This window comes from Rhodoferax sp. LS1R11, from assembly GCF_056521395.1.
The window spans coordinates 39,585-55,534 of record NZ_JBWMAW010000017.1; the positions used below are offsets into that span (position 1 = coordinate 39,585).

General features: G+C 59.4%; 16 protein-coding genes. 7 read left to right on the top strand and 9 right to left on the bottom strand.

The features are described 5' to 3' along the window. Nucleotides 1-17: 17 nt before the first annotated feature. Together AC097N_RS17650 and AC097N_RS17655 are read right to left on the bottom strand one after the other, a co-directional pair. Entirely contained in the window at nt 18-458 is a 441-nt protein-coding gene (locus AC097N_RS17650; protein WP_479583372.1) for a PRC-barrel domain-containing protein, read from the bottom strand. Then, the gene (locus tag AC097N_RS17655; protein WP_479583373.1) at nt 448-999 is read right to left on the bottom strand and encodes an NADPH-dependent FMN reductase; all 552 of its coding nucleotides are present in this window, start codon (nt 997-999) and stop codon (nt 448-450) included. Before AC097N_RS17655 ends, AC097N_RS17650 begins: the two co-directional genes overlap by 11 nt. Nucleotides 1,000-1,184: 185 nt before the next feature. Here AC097N_RS17655 and AC097N_RS17660 point away from each other — a divergent pair, with 185 nt between their 5' ends. Further along, nucleotides 1,185-4,091 (top strand): aconitate hydratase, encoded by a 2,907-nt coding sequence (locus tag AC097N_RS17660; protein WP_479583374.1) that lies wholly within the window; start codon nt 1,185-1,187, stop codon nt 4,089-4,091. Nucleotides 4,092-4,110: 19 nt separating this feature from the next. Here the strand turns inward: AC097N_RS17660 and kynA are convergent, their stop codons facing one another. From kynA to AC097N_RS17675, 3 genes are all read right to left on the bottom strand, one after another. After that, nucleotides 4,111-4,974, bottom strand: a complete 864-nt coding sequence (kynA, locus tag AC097N_RS17665; RefSeq protein WP_479583375.1) for a tryptophan 2,3-dioxygenase — start codon at nt 4,972-4,974, stop codon at nt 4,111-4,113. A gap of 71 nt (nt 4,975-5,045) precedes the next feature. Next, a complete protein-coding gene (gene argF, locus AC097N_RS17670) occupies nt 5,046-5,954 on the bottom strand; it encodes an ornithine carbamoyltransferase (RefSeq protein WP_479583376.1) in 909 nt (302 codons plus the stop codon). Nucleotides 5,955-5,995: 41 nt separating this feature from the next. Then, the gene (locus tag AC097N_RS17675; protein ID WP_479583377.1) at nt 5,996-7,243 is read right to left on the bottom strand and encodes an acetylornithine/succinylornithine family transaminase; all 1,248 of its coding nucleotides are present in this window, start codon (nt 7,241-7,243) and stop codon (nt 5,996-5,998) included. A 221-nt stretch (nt 7,244-7,464) separates the two neighbouring features. Here AC097N_RS17675 and AC097N_RS17680 point away from each other — a divergent pair, with 221 nt between their 5' ends. Then, entirely contained in the window at nt 7,465-7,776 is a 312-nt protein-coding gene (locus AC097N_RS17680; RefSeq protein ID WP_479583378.1) for a DUF3579 domain-containing protein, read from the top strand. A 123-nt stretch (nt 7,777-7,899) separates the two neighbouring features. Here AC097N_RS17680 and rpsT read toward each other — a convergent pair whose 3' ends face one another. Then, on the bottom strand, nt 7,900-8,202 hold the full coding sequence (rpsT, locus tag AC097N_RS17685; RefSeq protein WP_479583379.1) for a 30S ribosomal protein S20: 303 nt from the start codon (nt 8,200-8,202) through the stop codon (nt 7,900-7,902). Nucleotides 8,203-8,318: 116 nt separating this feature from the next. Between rpsT and murJ the strand changes: the two genes are divergently transcribed. From murJ to AC097N_RS17705, 4 genes are all read left to right on the top strand, one after another. Continuing rightward, nucleotides 8,319-9,884: a murein biosynthesis integral membrane protein MurJ gene (gene murJ, locus AC097N_RS17690; protein ID WP_479583380.1), complete on the top strand. Its 1,566-nt coding sequence runs from the start codon at nt 8,319-8,321 to the stop codon at nt 9,882-9,884. Between the two features lie 43 nt (nt 9,885-9,927). Next, nucleotides 9,928-10,779: a SirB1 family protein gene (locus AC097N_RS17695; protein ID WP_479583381.1), complete on the top strand. Its 852-nt coding sequence runs from the start codon at nt 9,928-9,930 to the stop codon at nt 10,777-10,779. 112 nt (nt 10,780-10,891) lie between these two features. Further along, the gene (locus tag AC097N_RS17700) at nt 10,892-11,281 is read left to right on the top strand and encodes a PA2779 family protein (RefSeq protein WP_479583382.1); all 390 of its coding nucleotides are present in this window, start codon (nt 10,892-10,894) and stop codon (nt 11,279-11,281) included. Next, a complete protein-coding gene (locus tag AC097N_RS17705) occupies nt 11,278-12,231 on the top strand; it encodes a PA2778 family cysteine peptidase (RefSeq protein ID WP_479583383.1) in 954 nt (317 codons plus the stop codon). Before AC097N_RS17700 ends, AC097N_RS17705 begins: the two co-directional genes overlap by 4 nt. Nucleotides 12,232-12,285: 54 nt before the next feature. Here AC097N_RS17705 and AC097N_RS17710 read toward each other — a convergent pair whose 3' ends face one another. From AC097N_RS17710 to purM, 3 genes are all read right to left on the bottom strand, one after another. Further along, the gene (locus tag AC097N_RS17710; RefSeq protein WP_479583384.1) at nt 12,286-12,519 is read right to left on the bottom strand and encodes a DUF1272 domain-containing protein; all 234 of its coding nucleotides are present in this window, start codon (nt 12,517-12,519) and stop codon (nt 12,286-12,288) included. Next, complete coding sequence (locus tag AC097N_RS17715) at nt 12,513-13,646, bottom strand: MFS transporter (protein WP_479583423.1); 1,134 nt, start codon at nt 13,644-13,646, stop codon at nt 12,513-12,515. The genes AC097N_RS17710 and AC097N_RS17715 overlap by 7 nt, the downstream gene beginning before the upstream one ends. Before the next feature lie 81 nt (nt 13,647-13,727). Continuing rightward, nucleotides 13,728-14,771 (bottom strand): phosphoribosylformylglycinamidine cyclo-ligase, encoded by a 1,044-nt coding sequence (purM, locus tag AC097N_RS17720; RefSeq protein WP_479583385.1) that lies wholly within the window; start codon nt 14,769-14,771, stop codon nt 13,728-13,730. Nucleotides 14,772-14,864: 93 nt separating this feature from the next. Between purM and AC097N_RS17725 the strand changes: the two genes are divergently transcribed. Next, nucleotides 14,865-15,947 carry an AI-2E family transporter gene (locus tag AC097N_RS17725; protein WP_479583386.1) on the top strand — a complete coding sequence of 361 codons (1,083 nt, stop codon included), beginning with the start codon at nt 14,865-14,867 and terminating at the stop codon, nt 15,945-15,947. Nucleotides 15,948-15,950 lie beyond the last annotated feature (3 nt).

The following is a 15,950-nucleotide window of genomic DNA, read 5'->3' on the forward strand; positions in this document are numbered from 1 at the left end:
CCTGTTCACTGACGGGGTCAAAGCGAGGCCTGGCGATGCGGATGGGCGACGTCCATTTTTGTTCCGTAGTAGGCGTGGATGCCTTGTGCCCACTGGGGATCGGCCATGTTGGGCCACTTTGTGCTGTCAAAGTTGGGCGCGTTTTTCAGGCTGTACTTGTCATCATCCAGAACAATCCGCTGGTGTTCAATGTCAATCGTCAAGGCGGCCGCAGGCACGGCAAAGAGTTTCTCGCCGATCCCAAAGTACTCGCCGTAAGACAAGACCGCAAAGCTGACTTGGCCATTGCATTGGTCGAGCATCACTTCCTTGATGTACCCGAGGTCCTCGTCCTTCTGATTGAAGACGGCGTTACCTACAAAAAGATGCGCGCCCATGAACCGGGGCCCGAAACCGGGCTGGACGTCCGCACCGGTCACCTTATGTCGTTCCCTGGCGGCGCTTGTTTCAGCCAGCATGCTTCTTCACCCAGGCCACATAGTGATCCATCCAGGCCTGCAAGAACTTTTTGCTCTCGACACCAATGTTGCCTGCGTCGTCAAACAAACCGTCTTTCGCGTGGATGAACGCTTCTGGCTGACCCAGTGTCGGCATGTCGAGATAAGCAAGCATGTTGCGCAGATGTTGCTGCGCCATGGAGGTGCCAATGGCGCCGACCGACGCACCCAGCACGCCAGCCGGCTTGCCCGCCCAAACGCTTTGGCCATACGGGCGAGAGGCGTGGTCAATCGCATTCTTGAGGACGCCGGGAATCGAACGGTTGTATTCGGGGGTGACGAACAGCACGCCTTGCGACGCCACGATATCGGCTTTCAGTCGTTTGACGGCGTCAGCAGGCGCGGTGTCGTCGTCCTGGTTGTAAAGCGGCAGGTCACCGATCTCGGCTTGCTTGAACGAAAAGTCGGCCGGGGCCAGCTTGGCGATCGCGGTGGCCAGTTTGCGGTTGAAAGAGTCGGCGCGAAGACTGCCAACAACAACGGCGATTTGAAAATGGGTCATGAAGCACTCCTTGTAAACGAACAGGACTCACGGTACCGGCCTATTTCACCGCGGTCCGTGCGCTGGGCAACATATTGCGGCGCATCCGCTGACGACAATTTACGCATTCTCAAACAAGGTGACGTAAATGCAGTGAACACTCTTGTTGACAAAATGTACGGACCCCTATTCCCCACGGAGTTGCCATGTCTCACGCTTTTGCATCCACCCTCCAGACTTTCCAGATTGCTGCGGGCAAAACGGGCCAGTTCTATTCCTTGCCCGCGCTGGCCCAACAGTTCCCCACCATCAGCCGTCTGCCGGTCTCCTTGCGCATCGTGCTGGAGTCAGTACTGCGTCATTGCGACGGCAAAAAGGTGACCACCGGGCACGTGACCCAGTTGGCGGGCTGGTTGCCGCAAGCCCTGCGCACGGACGAAATTCCGTTTGTCGTGTCGCGCGTGGTGCTACAGGATTTCACGGGTGTGCCCTTGCTGGCGGACCTGGCCGCCATGCGCAGCACGGCCCAGCGTCTGGGTTATGACCCCCGCCGCATTGAACCCCTGGTGCCGGTGGACCTGGTGGTGGATCACTCCATCATGGTGGACCACTATGGAAAGAAAGACTCGCTGGACCTGAACATGAAGCTGGAATTCCAGCGCAACCGCGAACGGTATGAATTCATGAAGTGGGGCATGCAGGCGTTTGACACCTTTGGCGTGGTGCCGCCAGGGTTTGGCATCGTGCACCAGGTCAACCTGGAATACCTGGCCCGTGGTGTTCACCAGGACAAGACGGGCCTGTATTACCCCGACACGCTGGTGGGCACGGACAGCCACACCACCATGATCAATGGCATTGGTGTGGTGGGCTGGGGCGTGGGCGGTATTGAGGCCGAAGCCGCCATGTTGGGGCAACCGGTGTACCTGTTGACGCCTGATGTGGTGGGTTTCGAGCTGACCGGCCGCTTGCGCGAGGGGGTGACGGCGACCGACCTGGTGCTGACCGTGACCGAGATGCTGCGACGCCACAAAGTGGTGGGCAAGTTTGTGGAGTTCTTTGGCGAGGGCACGCGGACCCTGGCGCTACCCGACCGGGCCACCATTGCCAATATGGCGCCTGAATACGGCGCGACCATGGGCTTCTTTCCGGTGGACGAAAAAACGATGGACTACTTCAAGGGCACGGGCCGCACGGACGACGAGGTCCAGGCCTTTGAAGCTTATTTCAAGGCACAAGGCCTGTTTGGTGTGCCCTTGCGCGGAGAGGTTGACTACTCCCAAGTGGTTGCCATGAATCTGGACGATGTGACCCCCAGCCTGGCAGGCCCCAAACGGCCGCAGGACCGCATTGAACTGGGGCAGGTCGCCGAGCAGTTTGCCAAGCTGTTCAGCCGCTCCAGCGCCGAGAATGGCTTCAACCAGCCCGCGCACAAGCTGCTGACGCGTTATCCGATTCAGGGCGCCGTTCATGGCAGTGAGGCTCCGATCGCGCCGCCACTGCCACCGGGCGCAGCCCGTGCCGTGGCCGAGATGGTGCTGAACCGCTCCACACTGGAGGCGAGCAAGGCAACGGCGAATGCGCCCCAGCACACAGCCACGGGTGTGACGGTAGGCAACGGCGACGTGCTGATTGCTGCCATCACCAGTTGCACCAATACGTCCAACCCCAGCGTCCTGCTGGCAGCGGGGCTGTTGGCCAGGAAGGCCGTTGAGGCGGGGCTCACGGTCCAGCCGCACATCAAGACCTCGCTGGCACCCGGCTCGCGCATCGTGACGGCGTATTTGACGCAAACCGGTTTGATGCCTTACCTCGAAAAACTCGGATTTGCGCTGGCGGGTTACGGCTGCACCACCTGCATTGGCAATGCGGGCGACTTGACGCCCGAACTGAATGAACTGATCAGCACCAACGACTTGGTCTGCGCCGCGGTGCTCTCGGGTAACCGCAACTTTGAGGCGCGTATTCATCCCAGCCTGAAAGCCAATTTTTTGGCCAGCCCGCCCTTGGTGGTTGCGTATGCCATTGCGGGCACCATGCTGCGGGACTTCATGACCGAACCCGTGGGGCAGGGCCACGGGGGCCGGGATGTGTACCTGAAAGATATCTGGCCCAGCAGCGATGAAATCCACGCCCTGATGAAGTTCGCCATGAATGCCCAGGCTTTTCGGGAAAACTACGCCCGCATTGCGTCCGAGCCGGGCAAGCTGTGGGAAGACATCAAGGGCGTGGCGGGCAAGGCCTACACCTGGCCCAAGAGTACCTACATTGCAGAGCCGCCGTTCTTTGCAACGTTTGCTATGAATAACGTAGCTACTCCCGCACTGTACACGGGCGCTAGAGGCCTAAATGATACAAAATCAATCACCGGCGCGCGCATCATGGCCCTGTTTGGGGATTCCATCACCACCGACCATATTTCGCCCGCTGGCGCCATCAAGGAAAGCTCGCCAGCCGGCCAGTGGTTGTTGGCCCATGGCGTGCAAAAGGCGGACTTCAACAGCTACGGTGCCCGCCGCGGCAACCATGAGGTGATGGTGCGCGGCACGTTTGCGAACGTGCGCATCAAGAATCTCATGATTCCACCCGCAGCCGATGGGTCACGGGAAGAGGGCGGGATGACCCTGTTCCAGCTGTCAGGCGGTGAGGCCGGTGCCAGCCCCCTGGCTGAAAAGCTGCCTGTTTTTGACGCCGCCATGCGCTACATGGCGCAAGGCACACCTACCGTGGTGTTGGCGGGCGAGGAATATGGCACCGGGTCCAGCCGTGACTGGGCCGCCAAGGGCACGCAGTTGCTGGGCATCAAGGCGGTGGTGGCGCAAAGCTTTGAGCGCATTCACCGCAGCAATCTCGTGGGTATGGGGGTGCTGCCGCTGCAGTTCAAGCCCGGCGACAGCTGGCAAAGCCTGGGGCTGCGGGGCGACGAAACCATGGAGATCCACCCCGACGCCAACCTGCTCCCGCAAAGCGATGCCCAGTTGGTGATCACCCGCACCGACGGCAGCCGGAGTTCTCACACCGTTTTGCTGCGGATCGACACGCCCATTGAAGTGGATTACTACCGCGCAGGGGGCATTTTGCCGTTTGTGCTGCGCCAGTTGCTGCAAGACTGAACCGCAGGCCAAAGCCCCTTCAGAGCTGGGTGCGCAGTGTCCAGATCTCGGGGAACAGTACGACATCAAGCATCTTGCGCAAGTAGCTCACGCCTCCTGTGCCACCCGTGCCCCGTTTGAAGCCAATCACACGCTCCACCGTGGTCACATGGCGAAAGCGCCAGAGGCGAAAGGCGTCTTCCAGATCAGTGAGTTCCTCACCCAACTGGTACAGATCCCAATGTTGTTTGGGGTTGCGGTACACCTGCAGCCAGGCTTGTTCGACCCCCTCACTGGCTTGGTAACCCTGTGTCCAGTCGCGTGTGGTGTGGCTGGCGGGTACGGCCAGACCGCGGCGTGCCAGCAGGCGCAGCGCTTCGTCGTACAGCGAGGGGGCTTCATAGGCGGCCTGTACCCTGGCCAGCAGATCCGGCCGGTGGGCATGGGGTTTGAGCATGGCCGCATTCTTGTTGCCTAGGGCAAACTCGATGCAGCGGTACTGCGCACTCTGAAAACCGCTGGAATTGGCCAGGTAGGGCCGAATGGCGCTGTATTCGGGTGGCGTCATGGTGGCCAGCACGTCCCACGCATGCACCAGCTGCTCCATGATCTTGCTCACGCGGGCCAGCATTTTGAATGCGGTACCCAGTTCATCGTGGGCCACGCATTGAATGGCGGCACCCAGTTCATGCAGCATGAGTTTCATCCACAACTCGCTGGTCTGGTGCTGCACGATGAACAGCATTTCGTTATGGTCAGGCGAGAGCGGGTGTTGAGCGCCCAGAATGGCGTCCAGATGCAGGTAGTCGCCGTAGCTCATGGACTGGCTGAAGTCGAGCTGGGCTTTTTCATCGACCACGATGTCTTCGGGTCGATCGGCAGGGGTGTTCAAGGGCTTTTTCATAAGACCGAGAAGGTATCACCGCCGAAAAATGCGTGGTGTCGGTAATTACCAACAACACGCACTTTATGTGGTCAGAGGCGCCCCAGGAGTAAAAACTCCATCAATGCTTTTTGCACGTGCATGCGGTTTTCAGCCTCTTCCCACACCACTGACTGGGGGCCGTCGATCACGTCGGCGTCCACTTCTTCACCCCGATGGGCGGGCAGGCAGTGCATGAACAGGGCGTCTGGCTTGGCCGCGCGCATCATGTCGGCATCCACCCGCCAATCGGCGAACGCTTTCTTGCGGGCTTCGTTTTCGGCCTCAAAGCCCATGCTGGTCCACACATCGGTGGTTACCAGGTCGGCACCGGCGCAGGCCTGCATCGGATCGGCAAACACCTGGTAACTCTCGGCCGAGCGCAGCCCGGCGATGGACTGGTCCACCTCGTACCCGCCGGGTGTACTGACGTGCACCTTGAAACCCAAAATCTCGCTGGCCTGCAACCAGGTATTGGCCATGTTGTTGCCGTCACCCACCCAGGCAACCGTCTTGCCCTGGATCGAGCCGCGGTGTTCGATGTAGGTAAAGATGTCCGCCAAAATCTGGCAGGGGTGGAACTCATTGGTCAAACCATTGATGACCGGCACGCGCGAGTGCTCTGCAAAACGCTCAATCTTGGTCTGCTCAAACGTGCGGATCATCACCAGGTCGACCATGCGGCTGATGACCTTGGCACTGTCTTCAATCGGCTCCGCGCGCCCCAGTTGGCTGTCACCGGTGGTCAGGTGCACCACGCTGCCGCCCAACTGGTACATGCCGGCTTCAAAGCTCACGCGCGTGCGGGTCGATGCTTTTTCAAAGATCATGGCCAGGGTTCGGTCAGCCAGCGGATGGTGCTTCTCGTAGGCTTTGAACTTTTTCTTGATGAGCGCCGCGCGCTCGAACAGGTAATCGTAGTCGTCGGCGGTCAGGTCGCTGAATTGCAGGTAATGTTGCATGGACAGGTACTCGGCTGGCAAATGGGGGGGCAGGGCGGGCTTCAGGCGGCCGTGTCGGACAGGAGTTGTTTGATCAGCGGACACAGGATGCTGACGACTTCATCGGCCTCCACGGTGGTCATGATCAATGAGGGCACCAGACGCACCACGGTGTCCGCGGTGACACTGATCAGCAAGCCATTGGTCGCGGCTTGCCCCACAAGCGCCGAGCAGGGTTTTGACAACTCAATGCCCAACATCAGGCCCTGACCCCGAATCTCCTTGACCGCACCGCTGGCCAGTTCGGCTTTCAGCGCCTGGGCAAGTGCGGCGGCCAAATGCGCTCCCACGGTGGCAGCGTTCTCCAGCAAGCCGTCTTCTTCCATGATGCGAATGGTCTCCACACCGGCGCGCATGGCCAGTGGGTTGCCACCAAAGGTCGTGCCGTGATTGCCAGGCTGGAAAATGTGGGCGGCCTTGGGGCCTGCCACCACCGCGCCCACCGGCACGCCCGAACCCAGGCCCTTGGCCAGAGGCATCACATCGGGTTTGATGCCCGCCCACTGATGCGCAAACCATTTGCCGGTGCGACCCATGCCGCATTGCACCTCGTCAATCATCAGCAGCCAGTCGCGCTCGTCGCACAACCGGCGTACATCCTTCAGGTAGTCCATGTGCATGGGGTGCACCCCGCCTTCACCCTGGATGGCTTCAAAAAACACGGCCACGACATTGGGGTTGCCATCCGTGGCCTTTTTCAGACTCTCGATGTTGTTGATGGGCACGCGGATAAACCCTTCCACCAGCGGACCAAACCCGGCCTGGATTTTCGGGTTGCCGGTGGCGCTCAATGTTGCAATGGAGCGTCCATGAAAGGCTTTCTCGTAAACCACGATCTCGGGACGTTCGATGCCCTTGTCATGCCCAAATTTGCGAGCCAGCTTGAGTGCCGCTTCGTTGGCTTCCAGGCCCGTGGAGCAGAAAAACACGTTGGTCATGCCGGACAGCTCCACGAGTTTCTTGGCAAGTGCCTCCTGGTTGGGCACGTGGTAGTAGTTGCAGCTGTGGATGATTTTTGCAATCTGGTCCTGCAGGGCGGGCACCAGCTTGGGATGGTTGTGACCCAGGGTATTGACCGCAATGCCGCCCAGAGCGTCCAGATAGGACTTGCCATTGACGTCCCACACCCGACACCCCTGGCCGTGTGACAAGGCAATGGGCAAGCGACCGTAAGTGTTCATCACGTGTGGTGACGAAGCTTCGATGAAGGCGGGGGCGACAGCTTCGGTCGTAGGCAATGCGGCGTTCATGATTTCAAACTCCAAAGGGGTCACAAAAACAAAGCGGCCCAACGTCGGTTGGGCCATTGAAGTCTGATTTTAGGCGCATCAACTGCGGGTATTTTTGACAAATTGACATCACTACAATGCGTGGCCCTGTTCGACAGGCGTCCGGCAGGCGACAGGTCGTCGGGTAGAATTCTTGTGCATTGCAACATTTTTTCAGTGTCAAACTGATCACCATTTATCTGATGATTTCCAAATCTGCCAAAGAAGTCTACATCTTGGGTTTGACCCATGCGGGACGTGCGTTTCGCCCCAGCGACTGGGCAGAACGTCTGGCAGGCGTGATGAGCCAGTTTCGGCCGGGTGGTCCTCAACCGGGCAGTCATTTGGGTTACTCGCCCTGGTGTGTTCCAACCTCCGTGAACGGCGTGCGTTGCGTGGTGGTCCACCGTGACCTGCTGGATTACGACGTGATGGCCTGGGATTTCTGCATGAACTTCGCCAAAGACAATGATCTGCAGGTCTCGCAAGGCGCGCCTGTATCCACCACGCCCTGACTACCTCTTTCTGAGCGCCAACAAAAAAGCCGTCTTTCGACGGCTTTTTAGCTTCTCTGACAGCGCACCCGTTACAAACGGCGCATTCTCAATTGCTTGTGAATGCGTGCGATTTGCCTGAAATCAGGCAGCGATTGCGGCCAAGGCTTTCACCTTGGTCGACAGACGGCTCTTATCGCGAGCAGCCTTGTTCTTGTGGAAGATGCCTTTGTCAGCCACGGTGTCCACCACGGCTTGCATTTTGGCAAACAACTCGGTTGCTTTAACCTTGTCGCCAGCAATCACAGCTTTTTCAACGTTCTTCACCGCGGTGCGGTATTTGGAACGCAAAGAAGTGTTTGCAGCGTTGATTTTGACGTCCTGGCGGACGCGCTTACGGCCCGACGCGAGGCGCGGGTTCTTTTTCTTGGGTTTTCCAGATGCCATATAAATAGTTCCTTGAGTCTGTGGATGTTGTCAGAAAAGCCTTCGATTCTAGCATTGCCGCCCCGGCGATCACCACCCACCCTGTTGATGCGTCCGGCGCGGCTACACTTCCGGCCGTGAGTCTTATCAAATCCGCCTCTGTCGTCTCCCTTTTTACGCTTGTTTCACGCATCACCGGCCTGGCGCGCGAGCTGCTGATTGCCTCCACGTTTGGCGCCAGCGCCTTGACGGATGCGTTCAATGTGGCGTTTCGCATTCCCAACCTGTTTCGGCGGTTTTTTGGTGAAGGCGCTTTCAGTCAGGCCTTTGTCCCGGTGTTGGCTGCGACCAAGGCTCAGCAGGGCGAAGAGGCCACCAAAATACTGATTGACCGCGCAGCCACCGTGCTGGCCTGGGCCTTGCTGGTCATCAGCGTCATGGGCGTGCTGGGGGCTCCCTTCATGGTGTGGGCGATGGCCAGCGGCTTGAAGCAAAGCCCGCATGGTTATGACGTGGCGGTGGTCATGACCCGCTGGATGTTTCCCTACATTGCCTTCATGTCCCTGGTGGCGCTGGCGGCAGGTGTCCTCAATACCTGGAAGCGTTTTGCAGTTCCCGCGGCGACGCCGGTGCTGCTGAATGTTTGCATGATTGGTGCGGCTTGGTTGGGCGCTCCCTGGTTCAAGACCTTGGGTCTGGAACCTATATATGCGCTGGCGGTTGGCGTGCTGCTGGGTGGTGCCTTGCAACTGCTGGTGCAAATGCTGGCGCTCAAACGGCTCGGCTTGACACCGCGCATCAGTCTGCGTTGGACCGAACTCCGAGCGGCCTGGGCCGATCCGGGGACCAAAAGCATTCTCAAGCTGATGGGGCCAGCCTTGCTGGGCGTGAGTGTGGCGCACATCTCCATGCTCATCAATACGCAGATTGCATCGAGCCTGACCCCTGGCAGTGTGAGCTGGATTACCTATGCCGACCGCTTGATGGAGTTTCCGACCGCCATGCTGGGCGTGGCGATGGGCGTGGTGCTGATGCCCCAACTCGCCGGTGCGCGTGCCGCAGGGGACACGGCCAAATACTCGGCCATGCTGGATTGGGGTTTGCGACTGGTGGTGTTGCTGGCCGTGCCCTGTGCGGTGGCACTGATTGCCTTTGCCAAGCCCTTGGTGGCGGTTTTGTATCACTACGGCGCCATCACCGAATTCGATGTGCAGCAGATCACCTTTGCCTTGATGGGCTGGGGTGTTGGTTTGATCGGCATTGTCGCCATCAAGGTACTGGCGCCCGGGTATTACGCCAACCAGGACACCAAGACGCCGGTGCGCGTGGCCATTGCCGTGCTGGTCATCACGCAGTTGCTCAATGTGTTTTTGGTACCCATCTTTGCCCATGCGGCCCTGACCCTTTCCATCGGCATCGGTGCCATGATCAACGCCATCTGGCTGCTGGTGGGCTTGCTGCGTCGAGGCAGCTACAAACCCGAACCGGGCTGGGCCGTGTTTGTGCTGCAGGTGGTTGCCGCCTGCGCCTTGTTGGCCATTTACCTGATGTGGGCTAATGCGGCCTTTGGGTGGACGCAGATGCGCGGCGAGAGTCTCAAGCGAATTGGGCTCCTTGCGCTTATCATGGCTGGGTCAGCAGCTATATATTTTGTAGCGCTCTGGGCCGCAGGCCTGAAAGTCAGTCAATTTCTCAAGCGTTGAGCGCCGGCTTGATCGTTCAGACCTTTTCGGAAAGGATGTCCCCATGAATCTCTCGTTTGCGGTCCCGACCCCTCTGGAGTACTTTGCAACGCTGGTGCAAAGCGATACCGACATCCCGTTACTTGAAGCCGCCATCAGCCTGGGGCAGGACGAATACCCCGACCTCGATGTTCAACAGGTGCTCGACGATGTGGATCAGTTGCTGGCTCGACTGAAACGCCGCATTCCGGTCGATGCCGGACCCCTGCAGAAATTACGGACGCTGAACCAGTTTTTCTTTCGGGATTTGAGCTTTGCGGGCAACGTCAACCACTATTACGATCCTGACAACAGTTATGTGAGTGTCGTTTTACGCACCCGTCGTGCGATTCCGATTTCCCTGGCTGTCTTGTGGCTTGAGTTGGCCCACGGCCTGGGACTGTCGGCAAGGGGGATCGGTTTCCCCGGTCACTTCATGCTGAAGGTGAATTTGCCCAACGGGCAGGTGGTGATTGATCCGCTGGATGGGCAGTCTCTGAGTCGTGAAGACCTGGCCGAGCGGCTGGAGCCGTTTCGGCGTCGAAATGGCCTGATGGACGAGTTTGAGGTGCCGTTGGGCCTTTACCTGCAGGTGATGCCGCCGAGGGATATTCTTTCAAGGATGCTGCACAACCTGAAAGAAATTCACACCACACAGGAAGACTGGCTGCGACTGATTGCGGTGCAAGACCGGTTGATCGTCTTGTTGCCCGATACGTGGTCCGAGTACCGCGACCGGGGTCTGGCTCATGCCGAAGCCGGTCATGTGCGGCAATCGCTGGAAGACCTCGACACCTACCTTGCGCATGCCCAGGACGCGGTGGATGCGGCTGCGATTGCCGCGCGGGTGACTGAAATCCGGCGTGCCAGGAACTGATGTTTCAGGGTGTAAGGGGCTTTGACTTGAACACCGCGCACGGGTTAAATTCCTCCCCCGTTGAGTCTGCTTTGGGCTTAGACTGAACTCGTCACTTTAAAAGAGAAAATTAATGAAAAACTTCAAACGCTTTGTTTCTTCTTGTCTGATTGTTGGCCTCATCTCGGCAGGCCTTCCCATGACGGCGCAAGCCAGCATGGTGGCAACCGATGAGATTGCGTCTGCAAGTTCAACCGCCTCAAGCCGCAACACGGTGAGCACTTATCTGGCCCGCGACGATGTACGCGAAGCCATGCAGGCCCAAGGCGTCAGCCCGCAAGCGGCGCTGGAACGGGTGAAGGCCATGTCGGATGTTGAAGTGGCCCAACTGGCTGGCCGTATTGACCAGGCGCCAGCAGGCGGCGATGTGTTGGGTATTTTGTTCACCGTTTTCATTATTTTGTTGGTGACGGACATCATGGGCCTGACCAAGGTGTTCCCCTTCACACGATCGGTTCGATGATTGGCGGGTTAACCCGTCTGCGAACCCCCGCTTTGGCGGGGGTTTTTGTTTTGGCTCTTGTGTTGCTCACGGGCTGTGCAACGCCACAGGTGGCGTCACTTGATGCACGCTGGCCGCCGGATCTGCCCCACCAGGCTGAACTTGTCGACGTGCCCTTTTTTCCCCAGGAAGATTTTGAGTGCGGGCCCGCCGCGCTGGCCATGGTGGCGGGCGCCGCTGGCGTGCCGGTTTTGCCTGAGGCGCTGGTCGAGCAGGTTTACCTGCCTGGGCGCAAGGGTTCGTTGCAACAGGAAATGTTGGCGGCAACCCGGCGCCAGGGCCTGGTGGCCTATCCATTGAGCGCCCGCCTGGAAGACTTGATGCGCGAGGTGGCCACGGGCAACCCGGTACTTGTTTTTCAAAACCTCTCATTCGCGGTGTACCCGGTATGGCATTACGCCGTGGTGATCGGTTATGACCGTGACCGCAATGTGCTGGTGCTGCACTCTGGCCGCACCGAGCGGATGGAAATGTCCCTGTTCACGTTTGAGCGCACCTGGGCGCGCGGGCAGTACTGGTCCATGCTCGCTTTGCCGCCGGATCGCTTGCCTGCGACCGCTGACCCGGCCGTTTATGCGGCTGCAGCAGCGGCGCTGGAGCGACTGAACCCGAAGGCGGCGCAGACGGCTTATGCCTCCGCTTTGCACCAATGGCCTCAAGAGCGGACGGCTTTGCTGGGGGCTGGCAACACGGCCTATGCCTTGGGTCAACCGGTTGCGGCCGTTGCCGCGTACCGGCTGGCGGTGAAATGGCATCCGGACTTTGCCGACGCCTGGAATAACCTGGCGCAGGCGTTGCTGGAACAGGGCAATCGCTCCGAGGCTGCCATAGCCATTGCCAAAGCCGTGGAACTCGGCGGTGCGCGCCTGCCGCGGTACCAGGCATTGCAGCTCAAAATAAATGAAAAATAGGGCTGTAGCCCCCGTCCAGCGTGCGGATATAGCTATATATTTAATAGCTATTCATTAACCTAGTGGTTTGAAAACCCGCTCGGTTGACGGTGGATTGGCCGCCAGTTTGCTGGCCGGGCGGATGGGGCGGCGCACCAGTTCACCCCCACAGTTGGGGCAGATGCCTTGCAGCCTGTCGTGCGCACAAGTCGTGCAAAACGTGCATTCAAATGAACAGATGAATGCTTTCTTGCTGCCGGGTGGCAGGTCGGTATCGCAGGCCTCGCAATTGGGTCGCAGTGCTAACACGGGGTACTCCTGGTGAATGAAGGTCGTAGCCACAGCAAACAGAGCGCGGCCACGCTGAAGACGATACCGGCAACAAAGGTGAACGAAGCGCCCAACTGATCCCACAGCAAGCCCGCCAGTCCGCTGGCGAGCAGCATGGCCAGCCCACTCATGAGATTGAAAAAACCGTAGGCCGTACCGCGCAGATCAGCTGGTGCCGTCTCGGCCACCATGGCGGCTAGCAAGCCCTGGGTCATGGCCATGTGCAGTCCCCACATCGAAATACCGGCCCAGACCCACGTCCAGTGGTTGCTGTAGGCCAGCATGGCGTCAGCACCCATCAGCAGCAGCAGCCCCCAGACCAGCAGGGTCGTGTGACTCATGGAGTCAGCGAGCTTGCCAAAAGGGTAGGCGCACAGGGCGTAGATGAGGTTCATGCCGATTAGCACCAAGGGCGTCCAGGCCAGGCCCAAACCGCCTTGTTGGGCGCGCAACACCAGAAAGGCTTCGCTGAAGCGGGCGAGCGCAAAGACGGCGCCAATACCGACCACCCACCAATACGTGGGCTCCAGCCTGCGCAGATTGGCCCGACTGATGGGGTTGGTGCGAACAGCGCCCGGTGCCCGCTCGGGCTCCTGCACGCCCACTACCAGCAGCGCCACGCACAGGAAAGCCGGTAGGGTGGCGACCCAAAACACGGCCCGAAAATCATTGGCCCACAGCAACATGAGCCCCATGGCCAACAGGGGGCCGAGAAACCCACCCACGGTGTCGAGCGATTGGCGCAGGCCGAAAGCTGCGCCGCGTTGTTCGGGGGGCGTGATGTCCGCCACCAGCGCGTCGCGCGGTGCGCCACGGATGCCCTTGCCAACCCGGTCAATCAGCCGTGCCGTGAGAACCAGGCCCGTGGTGCTTGCCAGCGCAAAAAGGGGTTTGGACAAGGCCCCCAGGCTGTAGCCCAGGACCGCCAGCGGTTTGCGCTTGCCCCAATAGTCACTCAACACCCCGGAAAATACTTTGACAATCAGCGCCGTGGATTCGGCAGCGCCTTCAATCAGGCCCACCATGAACACGCTCGTGCCCAGCGTGGTGACCATGAAAACCGGTAGCAGGCTGTGGATCAACTCGGAGGAGATGTCCATCAGCATGCTGACAAAACCCAACGCCCAAACGCCGCTGGGGATGTGCCGCAAGGTCTGCGTGGCCTTGGACACCCGGTCAATTCCGGTTTAGCTGACGACCACGGCAGCGGTCTCGCCACGTGCGGCAATGACGCCAATTTCAAATACCTGCTCACCCGCGGCGCGCAGGGTAGCGGCGCAGGCAGCGGCGTTGGCGGCGTCAATCACCACGACCATGCCGATGCCATTGTTGAACGTGCGGTTCATTTCAATGTCGTCGATGGCGGCGGTTTTTTGCAACCAGGCGAACAACTCGGTCTGTGGCCAGCTGCCTTTTGTCAGGTGCGCTGCCGTGCCTTCGGGCAGGACGCGCGGAATGTTTTCCAGCAGACCACCGCCCGTGATGTGGGCCAGTGCCTTGATGGGGTGGGCGGCCAGCGCGGCCAGCACGTTCTTCACGTAGAGGCGGGTAGGTTCCATCAAGGCCTGCTTGAATGGCTTGCCGTCGAGCATCGCGGGCGCCGAGTCGCCGGCGCGGTCAATGCACTTGCGCACCAGGCTGAAACCGTTGGAGTGCACGCCGCTGGATGCCAGGCCCAGCACGACGTCGCCTGCGGTCACGCTTTGACCGGTCAGGATTTTTGATTTTTCAACGACGCCGACGGCAAAACCTGCCAGGTCGTATTCACCAGACGGGTACATGCCCGGCATTTCTGCCGTCTCGCCGCCGATCAGGGCGCAACCTGACAGTTCGCAACCCCGGGCGATGCCACCGACGACCGCTGCCGCGGTGTCCACATCGAGCTTGCCACAGGCAAAATAGTCCAGGAAAAACAGGGGCTCGGCGCCCTGTACCAACACGTCGTTCACGCTCATGGCCACCAGATCGATGCCCACGGTGTCATGCATGTTCCACTCGAAGGCCAGTTTGAGCTTGGTGCCCACGCCGTCGGTGCCGCTGACCAGAACGGGCTCTTTGTAGCGTTTGGGCACCTCAAACAAGGCGCCAAAACCGCCAATGCCCGCCAACACACCCTCGCGCATGGTTTTCTTGGCCAGCGGCTTGATTCGTTCGACCAGCGCGTCACCTGCGTCAATGTCGACACCAGCGTCTTTGTAGGAAAGGGGAGAGGAAGCGTTCGTTGTTGTCATGTGAAGTGAATGGATAAGTACGACGAGTCGGGCCGTGGAACAGAGCCCTATAGAATTTGCCCTGATTTTAAGGGTTTGTCCTCAGTCATCTAAATGCAATTTACTTCTACTCAAAAAAGAGCCTCCGCCTGGGGCCTGATTTCGGCACTCATGGCACTGACCGTGTGGCTGCTCGCGCCCGTGTTGACCCCGTTTGTGGTGGCTGCGATTCTGGCCTATGCCCTGACGCCGCTGGTGGACTGGCTTGATGACCTTGGGCGTGGCCGCCTGCCACGCTTGCTTGCGGTGGTGGTCGTGGAACTGCTGTTTATTGTGGCCTTGCTGAGCGTGATCCTGTTGGTGGTGCCCATCTTCGTCAAGGAGTTGCCGCTGTTGAGGGAGCAGGTTCCCGTGCTGCTGGATGGCTTGAATGCCTCACTGAAACCGTTTCTGGCGCAGTTTGGCATCAAGTTTTCGCTGGATGTGGTCAGCATCAAGTCCTTTGTCCTGAAATACCTCAGTGCCAACGTGGAAGACGCGTTTGGGTCGGTCATGACGTCATTGAAACTTGGGGGGAGCGTGGCGTTTGCCATCCTGGGGAATGCGGTGCTGATTCCGGTCGCGTTGTTTTATCTGTTGATGGACTGGCACCGTTTCATGGCCCGTCTGCTTGACTACGTGCCGCCTTCCATGCGTGCAGGCTTTGACAGTTTTACCGACGAGGCAGACTCTGTTTTGGGACAGTACTTGCGGGGACAATTGTTGGTGATGCTGGTGCTGTCCGTGTATTACAGCGTTGGCCTGGCACTGTTTGGCCTGGATCTGGCGTTGCCCATCGGGGTCTTTACGGGGCTGGCCATTTTTGTGCCCTACCTTGGATTTGGCCTGGGGCTGATTTTGGCCACTCTGGCCGGTTTTCTTGAATTTGCAGTGACGGACGGCCCCACCAAGGCCATGATCATGGTGGCGGTGGTGTATGGTTTGGGCCAGTTCATTGAGAGTTTGTTTTTGACGCCGCGCCTGGTGGGCGAGCGCATCGGCCTGCATCCGCTGGCCGTCATTTTTGCCCTGCTGGCCTTTGGACAGCTGTTCGGTTTTGTCGGCGTGCTCATCGCATTGCCGGCCAGCGCCGTCTTGCTGGTGGCCATGCGCCGGGCACAGGCCAGTTATCTTTCCAGCAAAATCTACAAGGGTTGACCG

What these genes read in the sequence shown, in the direction of transcription:
- AC097N_RS17705 (WP_479583383.1), top strand. Translation starts at nt 11,278, where the DNA reads ATGATTGGCGGGTTAACCCGTCTGCGAACCCCCGCTTTGGCGGGGGTT.
- kynA (WP_479583375.1), bottom strand. Translation starts at nt 4,974, where the DNA reads ATGAAAAAGCCCTTGAACACCCCTGCCGATCGACCCGAAGACATCGTG.
- AC097N_RS17680 (WP_479583378.1), top strand. Translation starts at nt 7,465, where the DNA reads ATGATTTCCAAATCTGCCAAAGAAGTCTACATCTTGGGTTTGACCCAT.
- argF (WP_479583376.1), bottom strand. Translation starts at nt 5,954, where the DNA reads ATGCAACATTACCTGCAATTCAGCGACCTGACCGCCGACGACTACGAT.
- AC097N_RS17650 (WP_479583372.1), bottom strand. Translation starts at nt 458, where the DNA reads ATGCTGGCTGAAACAAGCGCCGCCAGGGAACGACATAAGGTGACCGGT.
- AC097N_RS17660 (WP_479583374.1), top strand. Translation starts at nt 1,185, where the DNA reads ATGTCTCACGCTTTTGCATCCACCCTCCAGACTTTCCAGATTGCTGCG.
- AC097N_RS17715 (WP_479583423.1), bottom strand. Translation starts at nt 13,646, where the DNA reads ATGCTGATGGACATCTCCTCCGAGTTGATCCACAGCCTGCTACCGGTT.
- AC097N_RS17725 (WP_479583386.1), top strand. Translation starts at nt 14,865, where the DNA reads ATGCAATTTACTTCTACTCAAAAAAGAGCCTCCGCCTGGGGCCTGATT.
- AC097N_RS17700 (WP_479583382.1), top strand. Translation starts at nt 10,892, where the DNA reads ATGAAAAACTTCAAACGCTTTGTTTCTTCTTGTCTGATTGTTGGCCTC.
- rpsT (WP_479583379.1), bottom strand. Translation starts at nt 8,202, where the DNA reads ATGGCATCTGGAAAACCCAAGAAAAAGAACCCGCGCCTCGCGTCGGGC.
- AC097N_RS17695 (WP_479583381.1), top strand. Translation starts at nt 9,928, where the DNA reads ATGAATCTCTCGTTTGCGGTCCCGACCCCTCTGGAGTACTTTGCAACG.
- AC097N_RS17655 (WP_479583373.1), bottom strand. Translation starts at nt 999, where the DNA reads ATGACCCATTTTCAAATCGCCGTTGTTGTTGGCAGTCTTCGCGCCGAC.
- purM (WP_479583385.1), bottom strand. Translation starts at nt 14,771, where the DNA reads ATGACAACAACGAACGCTTCCTCTCCCCTTTCCTACAAAGACGCTGGT.
- AC097N_RS17675 (WP_479583377.1), bottom strand. Translation starts at nt 7,243, where the DNA reads ATGAACGCCGCATTGCCTACGACCGAAGCTGTCGCCCCCGCCTTCATC.